Raw genomic sequence first — 23433 nt, forward strand, 5'->3', positions numbered from 1 at the left:
GCGCGGCGATAGTATTGCCCTTCGCTAGATTTAGCGATTCTGATCAGAATTGATAAAGTCAGGCAAGGGCAGTCCTGCGCCGGCGCGGCCGTGGCCGCGTCCGGGGATCCGCCGCTTGCCGTTCTCGGGCGGAAGGGTCTGCGTGATCGAACAAATCGTCATCGTCGGTTTTGGCTGCATCGGCCAGGCCGTGCTGCCGCTGCTGGAGCGGGCCTGGCCGGGGGCAGCAATCACCGTGGTCGACCGCGTGCTGGACGGCGCGCGCCAGGAACTGGTCGCCCACCACAAGCTGCATGCCATCCAGGCCACCGTCACCGCGGCCAACTACGAAACCACGCTGGCCCCGCTGCTGCGGCCCGGCGCCTTCCTGCTGAACCTGGCCCCGTCCGTCTGCAGCCGCGACCTGATCGCGCTGGCGCAAGCGCACGGTGCGTTCTATGTCGATGCTGGCATCGAGCCCTGGGACTACGCAGCCGATCCGCGGGCCTCGCACCTGAGCAACTACGCGCTGCGCCACGAGATGCTGGCCTTCGCCCAAGGCCGCGAGGCGCTGCCGACGGCGCTGGTCGCGCATGGCGCCAATCCCGGGCTGGTCTCGGTGCTGGTCAAGGCCGCGCTGATGGCACTGGCCGGCAAGGCCGGATTGAATCAGCCGGAGCCCGGCGATCGCGCCGCGTGGGCCGCGCTGGCACGCACGCTGGACGTGCGCGTGATCCAGGTCGCCGAATACGACAGCCAGCAGGCCCCCGGCTATCCGCGCGACGGCGAGTTCGCCAACACCTGGTCCGCCGAAGGCTTTATCACCGAATGCCTGCAGGACGCCGAACTCGGCTGGGGCAGCCATGAGCCCCGCTTGCCGCCCGATGGCTATCGCCATAGCTTCGGCAACGGCGCGGCGATCGCGCTCGACCGGCCGGGCCATCGTACCCGCGTGCGCTCGTGGTCGCCGGTGCACGGCCCGTTCGACGCCTACCTGATCACGCACAACGAATCGATCTCGATCGCCGAGTACCTGACCGACACCCGCGCCGGCCAGCCGCTGTATCGTCCCACCGTCTACTACGCCTACCGCCCCACCGCCGCCACGCAGGCCTCGATGCAATGGCTGGACGACCGCGCCGCCCCGCGCGTGCGCGCCGAACGCATCCTGCGCGACGAGATCCAGTGCGGCGAAGACGAACTCGGCGTGCTGCTGATGAGCGGTCGGCACGGTGCAGTCTGGCATGGCTCGCGCCTGTCGGTGCAGCGCGCGCGTGCGCTGGCGCCGTACAACACCGCCACCAGCCTGCAGGTGGCATCGAGCCTGGTCGCCGGCATGCAATGGATGCTGGCCCATCCATCGCGCGGCGTGGTGGAATCCGATGCGCTCGACTTCGGCCCGGTGCTGGCCGATGCCGCGCACTGGTGGGCGCCGCTCAGCATCGCCTTCACCGACTGGCTGCCCCGGCCCGGCGCCGCCTCGCTCGCCTTCACCGACTTCCTGCTGGACGACACCAAGGTCCAGCCCGATTCCTCCCTGCTGACACTCGCCTGCTGATGCAACGCATCCCGCAAACCCCGCGCCGCAACTGGCCGCGCGAACTCGAGAAGGTGGGCTTCCACTTCCATTCGCTGGACGAGTTCAACGTTCCGCGCGAAGTCGATGACAACACCTTCTTCTACTGGCGCGAAGACGCCGCCTACGCCTTCAGCAAGGAAGAAGTGGAAACGCTCTATGCCGCCGCGTACGACCTGAACCAGCGCTGCCTGGAAGCCGTGCAGCACGTGATCGACCACGACCTGTTCGCGCGCCTGGCCATCGACCGGGACTTCGCGCATCTGATCCGCACCTCGTGGGACCGCGACGAGCCCACGCTGTTCGGCCGCTTCGACATGACGCTGGACCCGCACGGCGTGCCAAAGCTGTATGAGTTCAACGCCGACACCCCGACATCGCTGATCGAATCCGCCGTCGCACAGTGGTACTGGAAAGACGCCGTGCAGCCGCAGGCCGACCAGTTCAACAGCCTGCACGATGCCCTGGTGGCGCGCTGGCAGTGGCTGCGCAACCATTACCGTAACGCCAGCCTGCTGCACCTTGCCTGCATGTTCGACAGCCAGGAAGATGTCTGCAATACCGAGTACCTGATGGACACCGCGCTGCAGGCCGGCTGGCCGGTCAAGCTGGTCGACCTGCAAGACATCGGCACCGACGGCCGCGGCAACTTCTACGATGCCGAAAACGTGCCGATCGAAGTCGTGTTCAAGCTCTACCCGTGGGAATGGATGGCCACCTCCGACTACCGCGACCAGCTGGCGCACAGCCCGGTGCGCTGGGTCGAGCCGCCATGGAAGGCGGTGCTGTCCAACAAGGCCATCCTGCCGATCCTGTGGGACCTGTTCCCGGGACATCCCAACCTTATCGAAGCCAGCTTCGACCCCGGCCACTTCGCCGGCAAGCCGCACGCGAAGAAGCCCTTCCTGTCGCGCGAAGGCGAAAGCGTGACGCTGCTCACCCCTGAGGGCGACCGCGTCCACAACCCCGGCGAGTACGGCGAGGAAGGCTTCATCTACCAGGCCTACGAGCCGGCGCGGCGCTTTGACGGGCGCTACACCACGCTGGGCGTCTGGATCGTCGACGACGTGCCCAGCGGCCTGTGCGTGCGCGAAGAGTCCGGGCCCATCGCCAAGAACACCAGCTTCTTCGTCCCTCATTACTTCACCCACGCGTAAGCCATGGCCAACAAGAAGAAGGGCACCAAACGCTCCAAGTACGGCAGCCCGTACATGCCCGGCCGGGGCGGGTCCGGCGGCCCGTCGCCGCGCATCGCCGCCTACCAGGCCGAACAGAAAAAACAGGGCGGCTCGCCCGCACTGTGGATCGTCGGCGCCTGCGCCGTGGTCGCCGGCGTGGCCGTGCTCGGCTCCTGCAGCGACGACGCCGACGATGATCCGGGCGTCACCGTGCGCCGCGCCAGCTACGCCACCCTGGAAGACTGCGAGGCCGACTGGAACACGCCCAACGACTGCGAAAGCGTGCCGGTCGACGACCCCAGCACCATCTACAGCTCCAGCCTCAACGCCCCCGCCAGCGAAACGGCAGGCTCCGGCACCACGCATAGCAGCAGCGCGTACTACGCACGCTGGTACGGCCCGTACTACACCGCCAGCGGCACCGTCTACCACCCCAACGGCACCCAGACCCAGCGCGATATGACGTCCGGCCCGCTGCGCCCGATGCAGGTCTACGACCGCAACGGCACGCCCACGCAATCCTTCACCAACGCCACGCCGCGCGCCGCCATGGTGGAAGAAGCCACCGTGCGCCGCAGCTCGCTAAGCGGCGGACGCTCCATGGGTCTGACCATGCGCTCCGCCGCCGTATCGCGCGCACCGGTGGTATCGCGCGGCGGCTTCACCAGCCGCTTCGGCAGCTCCGGGCGCTCCGGCGGCGGCTGAACGCCACCTGCTGGACGCTTTCTCGCACGCAAACCCTGACAACTGACAACGAGTCCATCCAATGGTCAATACCATGCACCCGGCGCTTGCCTACCTGATCTACATCGCCACCAGCTTTGCCATGCTGGGGCTGTTCCTGCTGGTCTATACGCGGGTCACGCCGCATCGGGAATTCACGCTGATCCGCGAGGGCAATATCGCGGCGGCACTGTCGCTGGGCGGGGCGGTGCTGGGGTTCTCGCTGACGCTGTCGTCGAGCATTCAGCACAACGCTACGTTTGCGATGTTCTTGCTGTGGGCGTTTGGGGCGTTTGCGGTGCAGGTGCTGGCTTACCTGGTGGCGGCGCGGGCGCTGGGGGGCGTCAGTGAAGCGATTTCCAGTGATAACCGCGGGGTGGGGGCGGTGATGGGGGTGATTTCGTTGTCGGTGGGGGTGGTTAATGCGGCTTGTTTGACGTGAGGCGAACCTGAGAGAATTCCGGGGCTCTTCTACCAATATCGCCGCTCCCCGCTTTACGCAAACGCTTAGCCCCGCGGCTCCCCCACCCGGAGACTTTGGGGGGAGCCGCCGCGCCGCTTACTTCGCCGGCGCCTTGACTACGTCACCGGTGTAGCTCAGCGATGCGAGATCTGCCTTGGCCTTCTCAGGCGTCTCGAGTTCCAGCACGACGCGGCCCACCATCAAGCCCATCGACGGTGAACTGCGCACGTATTTCGTCTCGCCGGCGTCCAGCACGAAACTAAGCGTCTTCTCGGTTTCGGTCGAAGCCGAGGCCAAGTACTTGCCGGCAGGGCGATCCACAAAGAAGAAGCCGCCGGGCTTGGACTCGCCCACTACCTCGTTGTTCAGACGCAGATCCGGTTGGATCGCCGCGCCGAACATCGATGCCGAGCGCAGGAAGTAGACCCGGCCGTCACCCTGCTTCAGCGTCGGAATCGACGCCTCCATGTCGGCGTGTTTTACGCCGGAAGCACACCCGGCCAGCAGTGACGACACCGCCAGTCCGGCGAACAGCATGCGTGCGACCCGTTTCATTCTGATTCTCCCAAGTTCAAAGGTACTGCTGTGGATAGCGGGGAATAGTTCTGTTCCCCGGGCAAATAGAAGCCCACCAGGGTCTGGTTATGGATGACCAGGTAGGCTTCGTGTACCTGGCGGCCTTCGATGGTGAAGATGGTGCCGACGGGCCGGAAGACATCGCCCTGTGGAACGCGGCCTGCTTTCGACCAGACTGACTTTTCAGGCAGCGTGCGGGAATAGCCAGTGTCAAGTTTGATGGTTGTAGCGGTCAGGATCTGGATGCGTCGGGCGGCCGCGCTTGGTTGGGTGACCTCGATAGCCGATGGGGGCCGTCGCAATCATCGGGGCACAGGCAGCAAGCGCCAGGCAACACCCAGCAGCAAGTCCATAGCGCCGAATGTGGTGTGGAAATGACGATTTCACGTAACCGTTTGAATCGATATTTTGAAAAATGCTTGGCCGTGCCAGTAGGAATCCCGGCCTCAGCTCCTGGTCACTACGGAGACATCTCGATTACTTCAAGGCGTCCGAAGCGCTATTCGCCGCGCTAAGTTTGGGGCGACAGTGACAAGCGGACTCCAGGGCAAATATAGGTCCCTTCTTAATTCTTATCGAACCTTACATTTCGTTGGCTGACTTCAACGGAATCTCGAAAAGTTGCAGCAACGAACCATAGCAGCTGGAACTTTGGTTTAGGCCATTTTTGTAGCCCGCTGATATGGGTGAGAACACGACCTGGCAGACGCGAATCAGCCCTTCACCCCGGCACGCCCTGCCTTAGTACCGCGCTTCACAGCCATCGGCGTAGCTTCCGCTCCCTCAGCCGTCTCCGCATTCACCAGCACCCCCGCCGAGACAATATAAGCCGCCGCGCTCTCGATATCCCCGCGCAGTGCCGCACAAGCCGCCGCGCCGTCATGCTTGCGAAGCGCTTCAACCAGCTTGTCATGATGCTTGACCGCGACGCGTTCCTCCACCCGTCGCGACCCCGAGCGCAGATCATGGTTCAGGATCGGCCCGATGCGCAGCCACTGTGACTCGATCATCTGCAGCAGGATCGGCATGCGCGCCGCCGCGTAGACGGCAAAGTGGAAGGCCTGGTTCGCGGCGATGACAGCGGCGCCGTCGGGATTGCGCTTGGCCATCTCGTCGGCGAAGCGGCGGTGCAGGGTCTGCACCTGCTTCAGTTCCTCGTCGGTGATGCGCTCGGCCGCGGTCGCGGTGGCGAGCCCTTCGAGCTCGATCCGGATCTTCGTGATTTCCTCGAACTGGCTGACGCTCATGCGCGGCACGCGCAGCGCGCGGTTTGGCGTGAGTTCGAGGGCCTGTTCGGCGACCAGCCGGTGCACCGCCTCGCGCACCGGCATCACGCTGACGCCCAGTGCGGCAGCGATGTTGCGCAGGGAAATCTGCTCGCCCGGCATCATCTGGCCGCTGACCAGCAGCTCGCGCAGCTGCGTGTAGACGTCGCGGCTGAGGGTCTGGCGAACGAGAGGCGTCACAAGGTCATTCAGGCTCATGCCGCGAAGCATAGCACATAGGGTTATTCTCTATATTTGATCTGTGATCACAGTTTTAATCTTCGTCCGGAAGGCAGGCACCGGCCTGCCCTGAGGAGATTGGAACCATGTGGAAGGATGAATCGCTCGCCGGCAAACGCGTACTGGTCACTGCGGGTGCCAGCGGAATCGGGCTGGAAATTGCACGGGCGCTGGCCGAAGCGGACGCCCGCGTCGCGGTCTGCGACGTGGCCGGCGACGGACTGGAGCGCGTGTGCGCCGAATTGCCGGGCGTGGTGGCCGTCAGGGCCGATGTGTCGAAGGAAAGCGACGTCGAGGCGCTGTTCCAGGCGGTGGACCAGGCCTTTGGCGGCCTTGACGTGCTGGTCAACAATGCCGGCGTTGCCGGACCGACCGGCGGCGTCGAAACGCTGTCGCTGGCCGACTGGGAACGCACGCTGGCCGTCAACATCACCGGCCAGTTCCTGTGCGCCCGCGCCGCGGTGCCGCGCCTGCGGCAAGGCCGCTCGCCGTCGATTGTCAACCTGTCTTCCGCCGCCGGGCATCTCGGCATGCCGGGCCGTTCGGCCTACTCGGCCTCGAAATGGGCGGTGGTGGGCTTTACCAAGTCGCTGGCGCTGGAACTGGGCGCCGATGGCATACGCGTCAACACGGTGCTGCCTGGCGCGGTCGACGGCCCGCGCATCCGCGCTGTGATTGCCGCGAAGGCCGAGTCGCTGGGCAAGCCGCTGGAGGAAGTGACGCGCGACTACACCTCGCAGGCGGCGCTGGGGCGCATGGTGACAATGCGCGATATCGCCAACATGGTGCGCTTTCTGTGCAGCGACCAGGCGGCCAGCGTGCATGGGCAGGAGATGGTCGTCGACGGCCTGACCCAGGCGCTCAGCTAGCGCCCCCCTCGCATTTCTTGCACCGCGGGCTATCCGCGATGCGGACTACCAACATCGACAAGGGAACCACCATGGCCAAGCGAGCCAAAGCCATCATCACCTGCGCCCCGACCGGCGCCATCCACACGCCCAGCATGTCGCCCCATTTGCCGGTGACTGCCGAAGAGATCGCCACCGCCGCCATCGACGCGGCGCGCGCCGGCGCCGCCATCCTGCACCTGCACGCCCGCGATCCCAAGGACGGACGCCCGTCGCAGGACCCGGAGCTGTTCCGGCCGTTCCTCGCCAGGATCCGCGCCGAGACCGATGCAGTGATCAATATCACCACCGGCGGCAGCCCGCACATGACCGTCGAGGAACGCATGCTGCCGGCCACCACCTTCAAGCCGGAGCTGGCTTCGCTGAACATGGGTTCGATGAACTTCGGCCTGTTCCCGATGCTGGAGCGCTTCAAGGACTTCCGTCACGACTGGGAGCGCGAGCACCTGGAGAACAGCCGCAACCTGATCTTCAAGAACACCTACCAGGACATCGAGAACATCCTGCGCATCGGCAATGCCAACGGCACGCGCTTCGAGTTCGAGTGCTATGACATCAGCCATCTCTACAACCTGCGGCACTTCCTTGACCGTGGGCTGGTCAAGGGTCCGGTGTTCATCCAGTCGGTGTTCGGCATCCTGGGCGGCATCGGCCCCGATCCTGAAGACCTGATGCACATGCACCGCACCGCGCAGCGCCTGTTCGGCGACCAGTTCCGCTGGTCGATCCTGGGCGCCGGCCGCAACCAGATCCCGCTGGCCACCATCGGCGCGGCGATGGGCGCCAACGTGCGGGTCGGCCTGGAGGACTCGCTGTGGATCGGCCCCGGCCAGCTGGCCGCATCGAGCGCCGAGCAGGTCAAACGCATCCGCACCGTGCTGGAAGCGCTGAACATCGACGTCGCCACGCCCGACGAAGCCCGCGACATCCTCGACCTCAAGGGCGCCGCAGGCACCGCATTCTGAACCGCCGGGCCGCCATGGCGCGGCCCGGGCAGGCATCGATCACCGAAGACATCAAACAGGCCGAACGGCAAGCCCGCGCCACGGGCGCGGCGCCGTATCCGCCGATGGAGACCACGCACATGCAGACCGTACCCGCCTCGGGCGCACCGCCGCTGGACGCGCCCACCGACCGCCCGCTGACCGCGCTACTGTTCCGCAAGCTCATGCCCTTGCTGGTGCTGTCATACGTGATCAGCTTCCTGGACCGCACCAATATCGCGTTGGCCAAGACGCACATCGCGGTCGACCTGAACATCTCGGCCGCGGCCTACGGGCTGGGCGCCGGCCTGTTCTTCCTCAGCTATGCCTTCCTGGAAATCCCGAGCAACCTGATCATGCACCGGGTCGGCGCCCGCTTCTGGATCACCCGGATCATGGTGACATGGGGCCTGCTGTCGGCGGCGATGGCCTTTGTCCAGGGCGAGACGTCCTTCTACATCATGCGCGTGCTGCTGGGCGCGGCCGAGGCGGGACTGTTCCCCGGCGTGATGCTCTACCTGACCTACTGGTTCGGCCGCGAAGATCGCGCGCGGGCGGTGGGCTACTTCCTGCTCGGTGTCTGCATCGCCAACATCGTCAGCGGCCCGCTGGGCGGCGCACTGCTGGCGATGGACGGCATTTGGGGCTTCAAGGGCTGGCAATGGATGTTCGTGCTCGAGGGCCTGCCCGCCGTGTTCCTGGCCGCCGTGGTCTGGAAGAAGCTGCCCGACGGACCGGACAGCGCGCCATGGTTGACTCCGGCACAGGCCCAGGCCGTGCGCAGCCGACTTGCCGCCGAAGCTGCCGATGCCAGCACCGGCAAGGCCGGACACTCCTTCCTTGGCGCCATGCGTGATCCGCAGGTGTGGCTGGCGATCTTCATCTACTTCTGCCACCAGATCTCGATCTACACGGTGATCTTCTTCCTGCCGGGCATCATCGGCACCTATGGCAAGCTGACGTCCGTGGAGATCGGCCTGCTCAATTCCCTGCCTTGGATCGCTGCCGCCATCGGCGCCGCCTGGCTGCCCCGCCATGCCAACACCCCGGGCCGCGGCCGCCGACTGCTGTGCCTGGGCCTGGCCGTGATGGCTGGCGGCCTGCTGATCGCCGCCTTCGCCGGCCCGGTGATCGCGCTGGCGGGCTTCTCGCTGACCGCGATGATGTTCTTCGTGGTGCAGTCGATCGTGTTCCTGTTTCCGTCGTCGCGGCTGAAGGGTGTGGCCCTGGCCGGCGGGCTGGCGCTGATCAATACCTGTGGGCTGATTGGGGGATTCATCGGGCCGTCGGTGATGGGGCTGATCGAACAGGCGACCGGGAGCACGCGTAATGGACTGATCATCATGGCGGCGCTGCTGTTGGTGGCGTGTGCGGTGGCGCCTGCGTTGCGGCAGGGGCAGGAGCGATGACGGGAGGTGCCGGGGAGCTTGCTCAATCGCCTGGAGATCGCCTACGTGTTTCGCGGTAGTACATCTTCCCGTTGCGTAGGCGACCTGTCGTGATACTGACCCACTCGCCATTCGCGTACTCATCCTTGCTGGAGACAAGCGTCAGCTTGCCACGCACGTAACGATAAACCTCGGAATAGTGGCTGCAACAGCTGCCCCGCTGCGCGCTGTGAACGGTCCGCGTCTTTGGGTCGATCCACAGCTGCGGAAGCTCTGACAGTTCCTGGGAGAAACTGAACCGGTGCCGTACCGGGTCGTACAGGAACACGTTCGTCGTACTGTTCGGGCCGGCGCCGCCGGACATGCCGTGTATCGCAATATCCGGATGGCCGTCGAAGTTGGCGTCTACCACATCGATCGCTTCCTCCGCCAGCACATAGGCGCCATCCGATTCGAAATCGCGCAGTACCTGCAGGCGGTCGCCGCTGTGGCGCGACAACACTTCAATGGCAACCGGCCGTGGTCCATCCGTGTGACTGTCGCCGGGCACTAGGCCCACGCGAAAGCGGAAGTCACGCGTCGTGGCACGCTGCGCCAGCCACTGCACAGGAACAAAATCGTCGCGGTCGATCCACCCATGGCGAGCAGTGCCATGTTCGAAGTAATCTACCTCGAACCATTCCGACTGACGGTCCAGCACTGCGACAAACGTTCCGGCCTTCAGTTCAGAGCGGCTCTCAGTCCGCTCACGCGACGAAAAAACCGGTACGGTGTTTTCCAGAAAGAGAATGTCCTGATAAGGACGTACTTTTTCCAGCGTAAAGCGGTCGGCACGGTAAGTGACCTCCACGCGGTGGACCGATTTGCCATTGGCGGCAGAGTCACACACGCCGAGCAGGCAGCCGATCCTGTCATCCTGAGTGGGTATACGTTCCGGCGGAATAAGAATGCCGTCCAGGTCCCGTCGCCGCGGCGGCCGCCGCAGGATAAAGCTTGCTAGTGTCCGATCGGCCAGTGCTTCCTCGCCAGCGCAGAACGGATCAGAGACCGAATAATCGTTGCGGCCTGGAAGCGCATAGGCCACGCAAAACCGATTGCCCTCGTCAGCTTCGGCCTGGTAGCCGTCCGCCGTCACGAACAGCACTCTGTTGCGCTCCGCTTCCCCGTATCTCGCTTCGCGCGACACCGCCGCATGCGTGACACCGGCCGCCGCCGGCAAAGCATGCTCGAATCGCTCTTCGATGCGTTCTCCCGGCGCCGCTTGCGCGCGTTGCGCGGCGGTCAGGTAGGAACCGGCGTCAACGCGGTAGATGCCAGGCGTCAACGCGGCACCATAAGCGTGACCGCCAAGAGCCGCGCCGAGCATCAGCAGCGCGAGAATCAATGTCTTCATGGGCGAAGGCTCGGAAAGTGAATGCGTTTCCCACATCGGAGCCGACGTTATATCGGCGCCCCCATCCGGCCGCAACGCTGTCTGCACAGATTCAGCAGCGAAGTAAGGTTTTTCTGAGGCCACATGCCTCATCCCAGACGGAGAAAGTAACAGCGCAAAAATAACAAGCCCGATCTTGATCTGGATAAATGATCTCCTTATCGCTTTGTGGAACTAATGGCGTTCCTTTCCCGGCAATGGGTTTCATCCAAGTGCTATGGACGCCGCAGCCCTGTTTAAGAACCTGTTTTCGCCGGTTCGCCGCCTCTATTCGCTCGACGGCACCGGCCCGCTCGAGGCGCTGGCAATCGAGGCGTGGATCGGCCGCGAAGCGATATCCTCACTCTTTGAATGGCGCATCGTTGCGGTCAGCGCCAATCCTTCGCTGTCACTGGATGCGTTTCTCGGCCAGCGCTTGACGTTGTTGACCACCCTGGCCGGCGGCGGCCAGGCGGCGCGCACCGGGCTTGTACGCCAGGCGGAGAAGCTGGGTGCCGATGGCGGCCTCGCGCGTTACCGGCTGACCGTGGTGCCGTGGCTGTGGCTGACCACCCAGCAGCGCCACAGCCAGGTGTTCCAGCAACGCACGCTTCACAGCATCATCGACGAGGTGCTGCGCCCCTACGCGCCCTATGCAAGCTGGCGCTATGCGCCCGGTGCTTTGGCGCGGATCGGCGCGGACCGCAAATGGCCGCATATCGCGCAGTTCCGCGAGACTGACTATCACTTCCTGTCGCGGCTGATGGCCGAGGCGGGCCTTGGATACACCGTCGTGGAAGACCAGCAAGCGCCGCATCGCCACACGGTGCTGATCTTTGCCCACAGTGCAAACTTGGACGAAGACCCTGAATCCGCGGCAGCCGACGGTATCCGCTACCACCGCGCTCATAGCCAGCAGGCTACCGACGCCATCCAGCAGCTGACCTGCGAAACGCGTTCTGCAATCCCCGGCGTTGCCGTCACGGCGTGGGATGCCGAGGCCAAAAGCACCGTGCGCGGCCACGCCCCGGCACGCTTCGGCGCAATGCAAGGCATGCCCGATGCCTACCTGTCAGTGAGCCCGTCGCTGGCGCCGGACGCCGAGGCCGCACAACGGGTTGCCGAGCAAGTGATGGAGGCAATCGAAGCGCGCGCGCTGCTGTTCACCGGTGCCGCCACCGTGCGCAGCTTGCGCGCCGGCACCCGTCTCGCCGTCATCGGCTGCCCTCACTTGCCGCCGCTGGAAAACCCTGCCGGCGGCTATCCCTTGCTGCTCGACGCCGTCGAGCACTGCGGCTTCAACAACCTGGGGCACAACACACATGCCGAGCTCTCGAAGCTTCTGGGCGCACCCGAAGCCGCGCTGACCCTGGACAACGCCCCGGACGCACCAGAATCGACGGGCGAGATCCTGGGCTTGCTGGCACCGCCGCCCATGCCGGCACGCGACGCTGCGCCGCCACAGTTGCTTGCCGTGGCCCGCGAACACGGCTATGGCGCGCTGTTCCGCGCCTTCGACGCGCGCCGGCCGTGGCGCGCATCAGTCCTCGGTGCGGACTGCCCGCGCTTGTACAGCCGCCCGGTACCACTGGGCGTGCACACCGCCATCGTCGTGGGGCCGGATGGACAGACGCTTGCCGACGGCAACGCCGAGCACCACGTCAGCCCAAGGGGGCATGTGCGGGTGCGGTTCCACTGGCAGCTCGGCGAACGCGCCGACGACCGCAGCAGCCGCTGGATCCGCGTGGCGCAGCGCCAGGCTGGCGCCGGCATGGGCTGGCAGTGGCTACCGCGCATCGGCCAGGAGGTGCTGGTCAAGTTCACCGACGACGATATCGACCAGCCCTTTGTGCTGGCAGCGGTGTACAACGGTCAGGGCGAAGCGGGCATCGCGCCGACACCAAGCGGTCGGACATTGAGCGGCACGGCGTTCTCGCAACCCTATGACGCCCAGAGCCTGTATGCGCAGGGCAGCGACACCCACGGCAGCGCGCAGGGCAACCTCGCCCAGGGCAACAGCCCGCCCTGGCACGGCATGAACCCTGACGCGCGAGGGCACCGCAACGCCGCAGCAATGACCGGCTTCAAGAGCCAGGAGCACGGCGGCACAGGCCATAACGAACTGATGCTGGACGACAGCGATGCGCAACTGCGGGCGCAGCTGGCCACCACGCAAGCGGCGACACAGCTGAACCTCGGCCACGTGGTGCACCAGCAGGACAACCGTCGCGGCAGCTTCCGCGGACAGGGCTTCGAGTTGCGCACCGATGGCTACGCCGCCGTGCGCGGACGGGCAGGACTGCTGCTGACCACCTACCGCGATGCCATCACCGGCCGGGCCCTGCCGACCGGGGACAACGCGGCCGGCATCGCACTGTTGCGACAGGGCAGCAACCTCGCACGCACCCTGGGCGAAGCGGCGGCCGTACACCAGGTGCCACCGCTTAGCGTCGCTGCCGACGACCAGGCGCCGCTGCCGGTACAGGTCCGGGCGGCCGCCGGCATGGTCGACGGCAAGCACTTCGAGGCTGCACTGGCCGATGCCGCCGCCGGCAACACCGCCACGACCTCCGGCAAGGTCCCGCACCAGGCCGAACCCATGGTCCACCTGAGCGGCCGCGCCGGAATTGCAATGGTGGCGGGCCAGGACCTGCAACTTGCCAACGGCGAAAGCGCGGCACTGCTCAGCGGACAGGACCACAACGTAGTCGTGGCAGGCCAGGCGCGCGTGCATGCCGGGCAAGCCATCGGCATTGCAGCCGGACTCTCTGCCGCCGGCGAAGGCAACGTCGGCCTGCAAATGACCGCCGGGCAGGACGATATCGACCTCCAGGCGCAGCACGACCTGCTGAAGCTCGCGGCCCGCGAAGACCTGGTGATCGTTTCCGCCAATATGAACGTCGATTTTGCGTCGGCGAAACGCATTCGCCTGGCCACGGCTGGCGGTGCCTCGATCACGCTGGAGGGCGGCAATATCACCGTCGAGTGCCCGGGGCCGATCACCTACAAGGCCGCGCAGCGCAAGTTCGAGGGGCCGGTGGATACGCCCTATCCGTTGCCGGTATTCCCGCAGAAGGCGTGCCTCGACTGCCTGCTCAAAGCGGCTGCAGCCGGCACGCACCTCGCAGCCGTGTAGAAGCCATTGCCGGAGCTCTTATGTATTACGCAGTCGAGTCGCGCGATCCCGGGATATGGCTGGATGGGCTGCTACGACGCATCGACGGTGCGCCCGGCGTCCACTGGTCGGCGCTGATCGATGGTGTTTTTGACCATGAGGGCAAGCCCTTCGCGGCACCGGTCCATCGCTATCCGCTGTACGGCGATACCGGCGCACTGTGCGAACTCGTGCCGGCCTCGCCTTACCTGTTGCCGCTTGACGGCATGGCCAGTGTCGAGCGGCGCGCCTTGCTGGCAGCCCTGGGTACGCATTGCCAGGGGCGGCCGATGCTGAGCTTCGTGGCTTCATGGCAATCCGCAGAGCGCCTGGTTAAGCTGTGGCAGCCCTGCCTGCAGCCGGTAATTGCAGGCGACGACACGCCCTATCTGCTGCGCTTTGCCGATACGCGCGTATTGTCGGCGCTGCCTGTGGTCTTGAGCCTGGAAGGATGGAATCGACTGACTGCGCCTCTTGCGCAGTGGCACCTTGTAAATCGCCAAGGTGGGCTCGACGTGCTGGCGCTCACCGAGCCAAGGGCGGAACTTGAGGCATACCGCGACGAGCCACTGATGCTGTCCCAGGAAGAGCTGGACCGAATGCTCGATGCGGCCATGCCAGATGCTGTGCTCGACTTGATGTACCGGGAGGCGCTCCTGCCCGATATTGGGAAGGCAGAAGCGTATCGCCTCGTGGCGCGGTGCTGTGAGGTGGCGAGGATGCATCAGGCCGAAGCAGCGCCGGATATCGCTCTGCTTGCGCTTTATGCTATGGCGAAGGGGGAGGCAAGTCTGGAGGGGCCGGAGTTTCTGCAATGGCTGGCTGGATCGCGCCAATCGGGCTCGGCGTGGCGGGAATACTTGCTATCGGCGCTAGGCGATGGAGGTGTGCTGTGATGGCGTTGGAAAAAAAGACAGGTGCTGCGGCTATCGTTGCTGTTGCGACGGTGTTGGCGCACTGCTTGAAGCGACGGCCTCCGAAGGAGCGACAGCTATGCGATCACCCCGAATTGCGTGATTCCCTGAACGCCCCGAGCAAGCCTGGTGGCGAGGGCAATCAGCCCATTTTTAAATGGTTTGTGGCCTCAGGCCGTCAATTCCTCTAGATCGCAGCCCCATGATCATCGCCGACTGTGCGCCGCAGCGCCCTAACCTAAGCCGTTCAGACAACAATGATGCTCACAAGAATGCTTAGATCCCTATTCCTTGTATTCCTAGCCGCAGCGATGTTCGGCCTTGCCTCGTGCAGCAAAGCTGAAGCGCCGAAGCACGCCGTCGTGGACGAAGACTCGCTCGGCGGCCAGATCGGCGTGATCAACTACACCGACGTGCCGATCGGCGTAGTTTATGTGAATGGGCAATGGGCTGGATCGATGGTGCCACACAACGGGGGAACCAGTTGGACAGGCAGCATTGCCGTACCAAAAAAATGGGATCCCGCCTTCAAGGTTACGATCAAATGGAGTGATGACGAACTCTACAAAAAAGACAGGAAGGCGCTTTACGTCAAACAGGTCCCTGTCGAGAAGTATCCACCCGAGGATGCCTCATTCTTTTACGTCGCGTTCTTCCCCAATCACGAGGTCAAGCTGTATTTGACTCGCTGGCTTCCAGGCTGGGAAGGCGACCCATACCAGCTGGAAGATCCAACAGATGCCTGTCTGAAGCGGAAGCCGTCTGCGGAAAAAGAAACCTGTTATGCGCCTGAATTCCGCGAAGAGTACCGGTCGTTGCAAAAACAGCAGAAGCTTCAGCATAGATAGAGAATCGTCCTTGCGGGACCGAGACTTGGGCTCGCCGCGTTCCAAATCTACGTTGCTACAGCATGACCATCACTAGCTCTGCCCCACGTTGCCCTAACGAACCGTTCGAGCTCTCTCAGTCAGAAATGGGGCGAAGGCTTACGAGGTCAGATGTCTGCTTGAGGGTGGCGACTCCATGCGAAGACGAGTTGCACTTTGGCCTCTTCTTCGACGGCACGCGTAACAATGCGGAGAACGACCGGCCTCATGAGGCTCATAGCAACATTGCTCGCCTCTTCGATCTCTTTGATACCAGGCGCAGGCCCACCGAGCTACGGCAACATCGCTTCCGCAGCTATGTCGCAGGCGTCGGCACGCCCTTCTATAAGGACATTGGCGATCTGGGCATCGGTATTCAAGCCGTTGCCGGCGCAGCAGCCGGGTGGGGTGGAGAGGGCCGTATCAATTGGTCTCTATTGCAGCTGCACAACCATCTCCACGCACACTATTACGGCCGAAATCTCACGGAACGAAGCAGAGATCGCGACCTGGTCAAGCAAATGAGCGCCGACATAATCGCCCCAGAAATCCAGATTGCGAATCTCGGCAGCACCGCCACCATCGAAAGCCAACTAAACGGCAAATACCGCGCCAAAGGCGAATTCGACCGCGACCTGCGCGCACGCGTTGGCACACTAGCATCGCTGACTGCCGTGGCTCGCACTAACTGGCGCGAGGTCAATACCCAGGGCCGGCGTCGCGTACTCAACGAGCGCAAGGCAGCGCTGGCCAAGGCTCTAGGCAACCTGCCCAGAGACCGCAAGCCGATCATCAAGCAACTCCACCTGCATGTCTTCGGTTTCTCGCGAGGCGCCGCGCAGGCGCGGGTGTTCTGCAACTGGCTGCGCGATGCCTGCGATGCCAACGGCGAAAAGCTCAGCCTGTGCGGCATTCCCGTCCAGATTGCTTTCCTGGGACTGTTCGATACCGTGGCCTCGGCCGGCATCGCGCAGAGCATGATGGAAACCATGGTCACCGGTCATGGCGCCTGGGCGCAGAAGCGCTGGCTGCGCATTCCCGGGCCGGACCTGGTCAAGCGCTGCGTGCATCTGGTATCCAGCCATGAAGTGCGCGGCTCTTTTCCTCTCGACAGCGCGCACGGCAGCAATGTGGAGGAATTCGTCTACCCAGGTGTGCACTCCGATCTCGGCGGTGGATATGAGCCGGGCGAACAGGGCCGTGGCTGCCGCGCAGACGGAACGCCCGACGACAGCACCAAGCTGTCGCAGATTCCGCTGGCACATATGTACCGCGAGGCGGTCATTGCCGGCGTTCCGCTCATGAGCCCGGATTCCGCTCCGGCCGAACAGAGAAAGCAGTTTCAAGTCGACGCGGATCTCATCACTGCCTTTAACGCCTATCGCGACGCCACCGCCACCTCCGCCTCCAGGCCAGAGACCACGCCGGAGCTGATCCGACACCACTACGGCTACTTCCTACGCTGGCGGCATCTCCAGCTTGGCAAAGTGGCAGCCATGCCCAGCGTCAAACGCGCCCCCACGAACGATCGCACGGACCTGATTCAGGCTGATGCCGAGCTGGCCGAGGAGCTGAAATGGGTCCAGCGCTACGTCCACTACGAGAACCCCGTGCCGGACTGGCTCAGCGGCCATTACGCCGACTGGCTGATAACAGGCGCGAAAGAGATTGCGGAGGCCTTCGCCTCGGCCGTGGCTTCAGTCATCTCCGCCATCGCCGGCCAAGTCACAAGCCCCGCCGTACGTGCGGCGGTCCCGGAAGCGCCCGGAGGGCCGATCGCGTGGGTTCCGCCAGCGGGAGCCGTGCAGGGCGTCACCGTGTCCTCTCAGGCCAAGAGAGCGATCCGCATCAAGTTCGATAGCTGGAAGGACGTCAGGCAAGCGTGGGAGAACAAGGATGTCTCACCTGCCATCGATGTCTTCTTCTCCCGCCATCTGCATGACTCCCGCGCCTGGTTCAAGCCACTGGGCGACGACGATGACGTCTGGTACCGCAAGCAACAGGACAAGCTCGATGCGGTCGCTGCAAAAGCCGATCGCAAGGGATCTGGCCCCGTAATGATCGGCCCGATGACGGGCAAGGTCGGCGTATTGCCGCCACCGCCATTGAGCGCCAAAGAACAGGCGATGCTGGAGACACACGCCCGCCTCAAGCGGCAACGCCAAGCCAAGGGGCAGTCGGTCGACGCAGCGCTGAAGGATCCGGCCTACACCAGCCAGCTACCGCAGCAGCCCAGCGGCCGTGAGTTCTGGCCGATGTGGGGCTATCTACGGTGGCGGACGGTCTATAACGACAAGTACATGGACTACCGCGCCAATTTCCCCCAACTCGCCGGACTGGACGCCAGCGCATTGAAAAGGCGGATGAAAGAACTGGAACCGCAGCTCAAGCAGGCACGCTCCCGATCCGAAGCGCTTAGCCAGACGCTGAGCAGTTCGGCTCGTTACGGGTCGATATCGCAGGATCTCTACAACGACTTGGCAGGACAGTTTCGCCTGACGCAAGCGATAGAGGAAGAAATGGCTGCGATTACGGCGTTCATGGAGGAGCGGGCCAACCTAGGTGCCGCGCTGGCTTGGGCAACGTGTCATTCGGACTCTTCCCACCCCGCGCATCATCATGCGTCGTAACGGTACCCTCGATAAGAATCCCGCGCCAACCTCAGCCCGGGAGATGACGAAGGCGAGGCGCTCCCCATGGCGCATTGGCCTGAAAGTGGCCGGCGCCGTGCTCGGGAGTTCCAGAACACATCCCCATGACGCGATTGCCATCTATCACCAGCTGCTGCGGGTCGCCACCAAAAGCGGCACAAGCATAATGCGCTATGACGAGGCATTTGAAATCGTGCCTGCGGGCAATGCAGGGCGAGCGCGCCAAGTTTGCCAGAGAGCTGGAAGAGCGCGACACCTATCGCGCAAAGCGCACCGTCATCAAGTTGCTCGACAGTTATCCTGAGTTTGGTATCGGTCAATCAGCTGAAATATGCCGTTGGATAACCTGGCAACCAACTATCCGGAGAACCCCTCAGTGAAACGAAGCACCCGATGGATACGCCTTGCCCTGGCGCTGGTTGGCGCCGTGCTGCTCGGCGATGCCGTCGCACTGATGGGAATGGGGTTGTTCAACTTCGGCATCACGTTGCCGGCGTGCATTGGCATCGCGTTCCTGCTGCTTGCATTGTGCTGGGAAGGCGTGGCGCGATGGCGGAAGGCTGATCGGCGCCGTCACTGGCTCTGGCATGCTGGATGGATAGCGTTTGCTGCGTGGCTGGTCACTGTCGGGCTGTTCTTTTACGGCATCCGCAGCGGCATGGACGCCTCCGTGCCGGCAGGGACAGCGGTAAAGGCGCTCGTCATTCTTGGCTCTGGCACCCCTAACTGCAAGGCGTCGCCAACGTTGATCGCGCGACTTGATCAGGGGCTGGCGCAGGCGCGAAGGTGGCCGGACGCCAAGGTCGTTGTGAGTGGCGGTCAGGACTTTGGGCTGCAGTGTGTCGAGGCGGACATCATGGCTGACTACCTCGTTGCGCGTGGGATAGCGGCGGACAGGGTGATTCGCGAAGGACGCAGTACCAGTACCGAGGAAAACCTGGTGTTCAGCCGGCGACTGCTGGAGCAGCAAGGCGTCGATGCCACCGACCCCATTGTGGTGGTGACCAGCGACTTCCATGTACGGCGGGCGGTGCAGATTGCCGGGAAGGCTGGCTTCGGCAAAGTCGCCGGAGTCGGGGCTGGAACGCCGATCTACCTTCGATATAACGCCTGGCTGCGCGAGTACTTCGCAGCGATCAGCGGATGGGTGTTGAGGGAATATTGAGGGCTTTCGCGTGCGTCCTGTCCTGCCGCACATCCCATCCCTGTCGCGTTCGCGAACGGAGCATGGTCACGACGTGACGCTTTCGCCTCATGTCAACCCGGGCTGCACGCGGGGAGCACGGGACTAGAGAGCGTGCCGCTTGTCGGGTTCGCTGACCTCGACTAGCCTGCTATGGATGTCAATCCACTTCGCTGCACTGCGATACCCATTTGATGCCAGAACGCCCGACCACCCGCTATGACAAGGCGCTGCAGCGCCTGCGCGCGGTCTTTTCCCCGTTGAACCTGGCGGCGGCGGCGTGGCTGATTGCAACATGGGCGTTCGCGGCGTTCCAGCTCGTGAGCGAGCGGGACCGCTTGCTGCACGACGCCGCCAAGCGTACCCAGACCCAGGCCCAGGCGTTCGGCGCGTACTCGAAATCCAGCATCCTGCGGCTGTCCGAGTTCCTGCTGGACCTGCGGGCCAGCTGGCTGGCCGGCCAGCCGGGGTTCATCGAAATGGTGCGTGAGCGGCAGAACCTGGTGGTGGACCTGTCGTTCCAGGTGTCGGTGATCGACAAGCATGGCCTGCTCATCTACTCGTCCATCGCCGGGCCCACGTCCGGCCAGAAGGTCGACCTGAGCGGGCGCGAGCATTTCCGGGTCCATCAGAACGCGGGCGGGCGCGACATGCTGTTTATCAGCGACCCGGTGAAGGGCAAGGTCTCGGGCAAATGGTCGATCCAGTTCACGCGCCCCATCCTGCGCGCGGGCAGCTTCGACGGGGTCATCGTGGTCTCGGTCAGTCCGGAGCAGTTCGCCAGCTTTGCGCAGACCTTCACTGACCGCCAGGGCGAAGTGGCGTCGGTCATCAAGACGTCCGGCATGGTCCTTGCGCGCGTGCCGGCCATGGAGGGCACGCTGGCCAGGGCGGTCAGCAACCGGCCGTACCTCGCCAGCGGGTCGCCCAACTCTGGTAGCTATCGGGCGGTGTCGGGCTCCGAAGGCGTGGAGAGGGTCTTCGGCTATTACCGTTTGCCGGAGTTCGGGCTCAATTTCGTGGTGGGCGAGGCGGTCAGCCTGGTGCTGGCGCCCTACGACGTCTATCGCCGCGTGGCCCTGGCCGGTGCCATGGCTTCCACGCTGCTGCTTGCCCTGCTGTACTACAGCCTGCGCCGCTCCATGGCGGAGCGACAGCGCCATATGGAGGAAATGCGGCTGGCTTCGCTGGTCTATTCGTCCAGCAGCGAGGCCATGATGGTGACGTCGCTCGATGGCATCGTCATCGACGTGAATCCGGCCTTTGCCGCCGCCACCGGCTATACCGCCGGGGAGATCAGGGGACGCCCCGGCTATAGCGTCAGCGGGGCAGGCAATGCGGCGGGGCTGGTCGAGCGCCTGCGGGCCACCGTGGCAAACAAGGGCAGTTGGAGCGGCGAACTCTTCATCCGCCGCAAGGACGGCAGCGAGTTTCCCGCCTACCTGACCGTGGATACCTACCTGGCCCACGCGTATGGCGAGCGCCGCCGCGTTGCGCTGATCCATGACATGACCGAGAAGCGCCAGGCGGAGGAAGTCATCCGGCACCAGGCGAATTTCGATGCGCTGACGGACCTGCCCAACCGCCGCCTGTTCTTCGACCGGCTGGAGCAGGAGATCGAGCGTTCGCGCGGCACGCACGATGCGGTGACGCTGCTGTTCATCGACCTGGATCGATTCAAGGAGGTCAACGATACCCTCGGCCACGACCAGGGCGACCGGTTGCTGCTGGAGGCGGCGCGGCGCATCGCGGCATCGGTGCGCGCGCGGGATACCGTGGCGCGGCTGGCCGGCGACGAGTTCACCGTGATCCTGCCCGCGGTGGGCGATGCCGGCGTTGCCGGGGACATTGCCCAGGCGATCCTGGAGCGCATTGCCGCGCCTTACCGCCTGGCCGACGAGCTGGTGGTGGTGTCGGCCAGCATCGGCGTGGCCACCTGGCCCAGGGACGCCGACAACGCCGAGGCCCTGCTGGTGTGCGCCGACCAGGCGATGTTTGCCGCCAAGGCCGAGGGCCGCAATCGCTGGAAGGTCTTCTCGCAGGCGCTGCTGCAGGTGGAGCGGGAGCGCCTGCGCATCACGCAGGACCTGCGCACGGCGCTGGCGTCCGGGCAGTTCGCGCTGCACTACCAGCCCATTGTCGACCTGCGCACGGGCAAGGTCTGCAAGGCCGAGGCCCTGATCCGCTGGGACCATCCGGTGCGCGGGCCGATCCGTCCGGCCGATTTCATTGCCGTTGCGGAGGAATCCGGCCTCATCATCGACATCGGCCGCTGGGTGCTGACCGAAGCGCTGGACCAGCTTGCACGCTGGCAGGTGCTGCTGGGCAAGGACTTCCAGATCTCGGTCAACAAATCACCCGTGGAGTTCAGCGCGCCTGCGAGCGGGCCCGAGTCCTGGTCCAGCATGATCGAGCGCAGGAACGTGCCGGTGGGCAGCCTCGTCATCGAGATCACCGAAGGCTCGCTGATGGAGCAGAACGCCGATGTCATGGACCAGCTCTCCCGCTTCCAGGCGGCCGGCATCGAGATCGCGCTCGACGACTTCGGCACCGGCTACTCGTCCTTGTCGTACCTGCGGCGCCTGGACATCGACTACATCAAGATCGACCAGTCCTTCATCCGCTCGCTGACGCGGGGGCCGGACGACGTGGCGTTGTGCCACGCCATTATCAGCATGGCGCATGCGCTGCGCATTCGGGTGATTGCGGAGGGGGTGGAGACGGAGTCGCAGCGGGACATTCTGGTGGCGGCTGGATGCGATTACGGGCAAGGGCACTTCTTTTGTCCGCCGGTGGAGGCTAGGGCGTTTGAGGCGTTTGTGAGTGCGGTGACTTGAGGGGGGCGTTTTTCAGTAGGTTTCGGTGGTCGGGGCTTGAGCTTGACTGGACACCGAAACATCAACTTGCAGCACGAACTCCGGGCCACAACCAGAACGGCGCGAGACCAGCTCGCGCCGTTTTACTGTCAGGCCTGCATTGCGCAGGCCTGTCCCTCGTCAAGCAAGCGCCTGCAGGCGATCCGCGCACCGGTCGATTTGCCGCTTGAGCGGCGTAATCAGAGCGTGCAGGCCGATGCTGTCAGGGATATCGCCGGCCTGCAGGTCCAGCAGGGTCAGGACGGACTGGAAGCCGGCGCTGACGCGCAGAAGGTCGTCGCTGACTTCGAGGATGTGGTCCTCGAGGGTGACGGCTTTGCTGGGTTGCGGTGGGGCAGCCTTGGCGCGGCGGCGGAACTGGGCGCGGTCGACTTTGGCCAGGTTTTCGGCCAGTTGGGCTTGTTTTTGAGCGAGGGTGGGCTCTTGGGGAGCTGGGGTGGTGGGTTGCATAACGAACCTCCTTGCATCGGTGAAAGAGGCTCGCCGTCCGCTGTCAATCGGGTGGGCGAGCACGAAGCAGGGTTGACAGACCGGATGCAAGGACCGGCGAGCCCCGGGGGCTCCCCCGCCACGGCTCACCCGTAAGGGTGTGCATAGGCGAAAGACGAGAGGATACCGCCTCGTGGCTCGTCCGGCTTGCATGGATTCAGGCTGTCAAACCTGGTCGACCATTGTGTTGGTGACGCGACCAGTTTCCGCCGACGGTGCTTCCGGACCAATGCGGCAATTCTCAAAGCTCCCTTCCGGCTGCAATTGGCAAAGCCCAATTACATGCCTGCACATGCTGTGCCGGAACGAACCCAACTGCAGGGTCCCTTACGTGGAGCATCGGATGGGCTGGATTTGATGTCACGACTCGCCGGCGTCGCCCCACACCCGGTAAGCCGTCCCGATCAGTGTTTCCCTAACCTGCGGCATAGAGGTAGTCCGCGAACTCCACTACTAGCCAAGCACTAAAAAGCTCCTGGGCCGTTCAGTCGCCCAGCAGACATGCCCCCGCCTCCTCCAATTCGAGAAGCCCCTCAAGCCATTTGCTTGCAGGCGCCGTGCGCTACATAATGACCAAAATATCAGAAATTTCTGATTGCAGTCATCGGTA

The 23433-nt window shown here is 64.3% G+C and carries 18 protein-coding genes; 13 read left to right on the plus strand and 5 right to left on the minus strand.

Annotated elements, in window-relative coordinates; genetic code table 11:
- Positions 1-142: 142 nt before the first annotated feature.
- The 4 genes from A3AG_RS0117765 to A3AG_RS0117780 all read left to right on the plus strand — a co-directional run bounded on the left by A3AG_RS0117765 (position 143) and on the right by A3AG_RS0117780 (position 3898).
- A complete protein-coding gene (locus tag A3AG_RS0117765) occupies positions 143-1537 on the plus strand; it encodes a saccharopine dehydrogenase NADP-binding domain-containing protein (RefSeq protein WP_018006728.1) in 1395 nt (464 codons plus the stop codon).
- Positions 1537-2712: a glutathionylspermidine synthase family protein gene (locus A3AG_RS0117770; protein ID WP_018006729.1), complete on the plus strand. Its 1176-nt coding sequence runs from the start codon at positions 1537-1539 to the stop codon at positions 2710-2712. The genes A3AG_RS0117765 and A3AG_RS0117770 overlap by 1 nt, the downstream gene beginning before the upstream one ends.
- A gap of 3 nt (positions 2713-2715) precedes the next feature.
- The gene (locus A3AG_RS0117775) at positions 2716-3438 is read left to right on the plus strand and encodes a hypothetical protein (RefSeq protein WP_018006730.1); all 723 of its coding nucleotides are present in this window, start codon (positions 2716-2718) and stop codon (positions 3436-3438) included.
- Positions 3439-3499: 61 nt separating this feature from the next.
- Positions 3500-3898, plus strand: coding sequence for a DUF350 domain-containing protein (locus tag A3AG_RS0117780; RefSeq protein WP_018006731.1), 399 nt, complete (start codon positions 3500-3502; stop codon positions 3896-3898).
- A gap of 117 nt (positions 3899-4015) precedes the next feature.
- Here A3AG_RS0117780 and A3AG_RS0117785 read toward each other — a convergent pair whose 3' ends face one another.
- The 3 genes from A3AG_RS0117785 to A3AG_RS0117790 all read right to left on the minus strand — a co-directional run bounded on the left by A3AG_RS0117785 (position 4016) and on the right by A3AG_RS0117790 (position 5991).
- Positions 4016-4474, minus strand: coding sequence for a DUF2846 domain-containing protein (locus tag A3AG_RS0117785; RefSeq protein WP_018006732.1), 459 nt, complete (start codon positions 4472-4474; stop codon positions 4016-4018).
- Positions 4471-4797, minus strand: coding sequence for a hypothetical protein (locus A3AG_RS33490; RefSeq protein ID WP_240619877.1), 327 nt, complete (start codon positions 4795-4797; stop codon positions 4471-4473). The genes A3AG_RS0117785 and A3AG_RS33490 overlap by 4 nt, the downstream gene beginning before the upstream one ends.
- A gap of 411 nt (positions 4798-5208) precedes the next feature.
- A complete protein-coding gene (locus tag A3AG_RS0117790) occupies positions 5209-5991 on the minus strand; it encodes a GntR family transcriptional regulator (RefSeq protein ID WP_018006733.1) in 783 nt (260 codons plus the stop codon).
- Positions 5992-6086: 95 nt separating this feature from the next.
- Between A3AG_RS0117790 and A3AG_RS0117795 the strand changes: the two genes are divergently transcribed.
- From A3AG_RS0117795 to A3AG_RS0117805, 3 genes are all read left to right on the plus strand, one after another.
- On the plus strand, positions 6087-6869 hold the full coding sequence (locus tag A3AG_RS0117795; RefSeq protein WP_018006734.1) for an SDR family oxidoreductase: 783 nt from the start codon (positions 6087-6089) through the stop codon (positions 6867-6869).
- Positions 6870-6940: 71 nt separating this feature from the next.
- Positions 6941-7873 (plus strand): 3,5-dioxohexanoate:acetyl-CoA acetone transferase, encoded by a 933-nt coding sequence (kce, locus tag A3AG_RS0117800; protein WP_026164277.1) that lies wholly within the window; start codon positions 6941-6943, stop codon positions 7871-7873.
- Positions 7874-7992: 119 nt separating this feature from the next.
- Entirely contained in the window at positions 7993-9300 is a 1308-nt protein-coding gene (locus tag A3AG_RS0117805) for an MFS transporter (protein ID WP_026164278.1), read from the plus strand.
- A gap of 22 nt (positions 9301-9322) precedes the next feature.
- Here A3AG_RS0117805 and A3AG_RS0117810 read toward each other — a convergent pair whose 3' ends face one another.
- Complete coding sequence (locus A3AG_RS0117810; protein ID WP_018006737.1) at positions 9323-10672, minus strand: XAC2610-related protein; 1350 nt, start codon at positions 10670-10672, stop codon at positions 9323-9325.
- 256 nt (positions 10673-10928) lie between these two features.
- Here A3AG_RS0117810 and A3AG_RS0117815 point away from each other — a divergent pair, with 256 nt between their 5' ends.
- The 6 genes from A3AG_RS0117815 (at position 10929) to A3AG_RS0117840 (ending at position 22295) form a co-directional block, all read left to right on the plus strand.
- Positions 10929-13826 (plus strand): type VI secretion system Vgr family protein, encoded by a 2898-nt coding sequence (locus tag A3AG_RS0117815; RefSeq protein ID WP_018006738.1) that lies wholly within the window; start codon positions 10929-10931, stop codon positions 13824-13826.
- A 20-nt stretch (positions 13827-13846) separates the two neighbouring features.
- Complete coding sequence (locus A3AG_RS0117820; RefSeq protein ID WP_018006739.1) at positions 13847-14740, plus strand: DUF4123 domain-containing protein; 894 nt, start codon at positions 13847-13849, stop codon at positions 14738-14740.
- A 329-nt stretch (positions 14741-15069) separates the two neighbouring features.
- Entirely contained in the window at positions 15070-15606 is a 537-nt protein-coding gene (locus tag A3AG_RS0117825) for a DUF3304 domain-containing protein (protein ID WP_240619878.1), read from the plus strand.
- Positions 15607-15794: 188 nt separating this feature from the next.
- On the plus strand, positions 15795-18254 hold the full coding sequence (locus A3AG_RS31740) for a T6SS phospholipase effector Tle1-like catalytic domain-containing protein (RefSeq protein WP_018006741.1): 2460 nt from the start codon (positions 15795-15797) through the stop codon (positions 18252-18254).
- 352 nt (positions 18255-18606) lie between these two features.
- The gene (locus A3AG_RS0117835) at positions 18607-19440 is read left to right on the plus strand and encodes a YdcF family protein (protein ID WP_018006742.1); all 834 of its coding nucleotides are present in this window, start codon (positions 18607-18609) and stop codon (positions 19438-19440) included.
- Positions 19441-19652: 212 nt separating this feature from the next.
- Complete coding sequence (locus A3AG_RS0117840; RefSeq protein WP_020384467.1) at positions 19653-22295, plus strand: bifunctional diguanylate cyclase/phosphodiesterase; 2643 nt, start codon at positions 19653-19655, stop codon at positions 22293-22295.
- A gap of 159 nt (positions 22296-22454) precedes the next feature.
- Here A3AG_RS0117840 and A3AG_RS0117845 read toward each other — a convergent pair whose 3' ends face one another.
- Positions 22455-22784: a DUF1484 family protein gene (locus tag A3AG_RS0117845; RefSeq protein ID WP_018006744.1), complete on the minus strand. Its 330-nt coding sequence runs from the start codon at positions 22782-22784 to the stop codon at positions 22455-22457.
- Between the last annotated feature and the right edge of the window lie 649 nt (positions 22785-23433).

This window comes from Cupriavidus neocaledonicus, from assembly GCF_000372525.1.
Taxonomy (GTDB): domain Bacteria; phylum Pseudomonadota; class Gammaproteobacteria; order Burkholderiales; family Burkholderiaceae; genus Cupriavidus; species Cupriavidus neocaledonicus.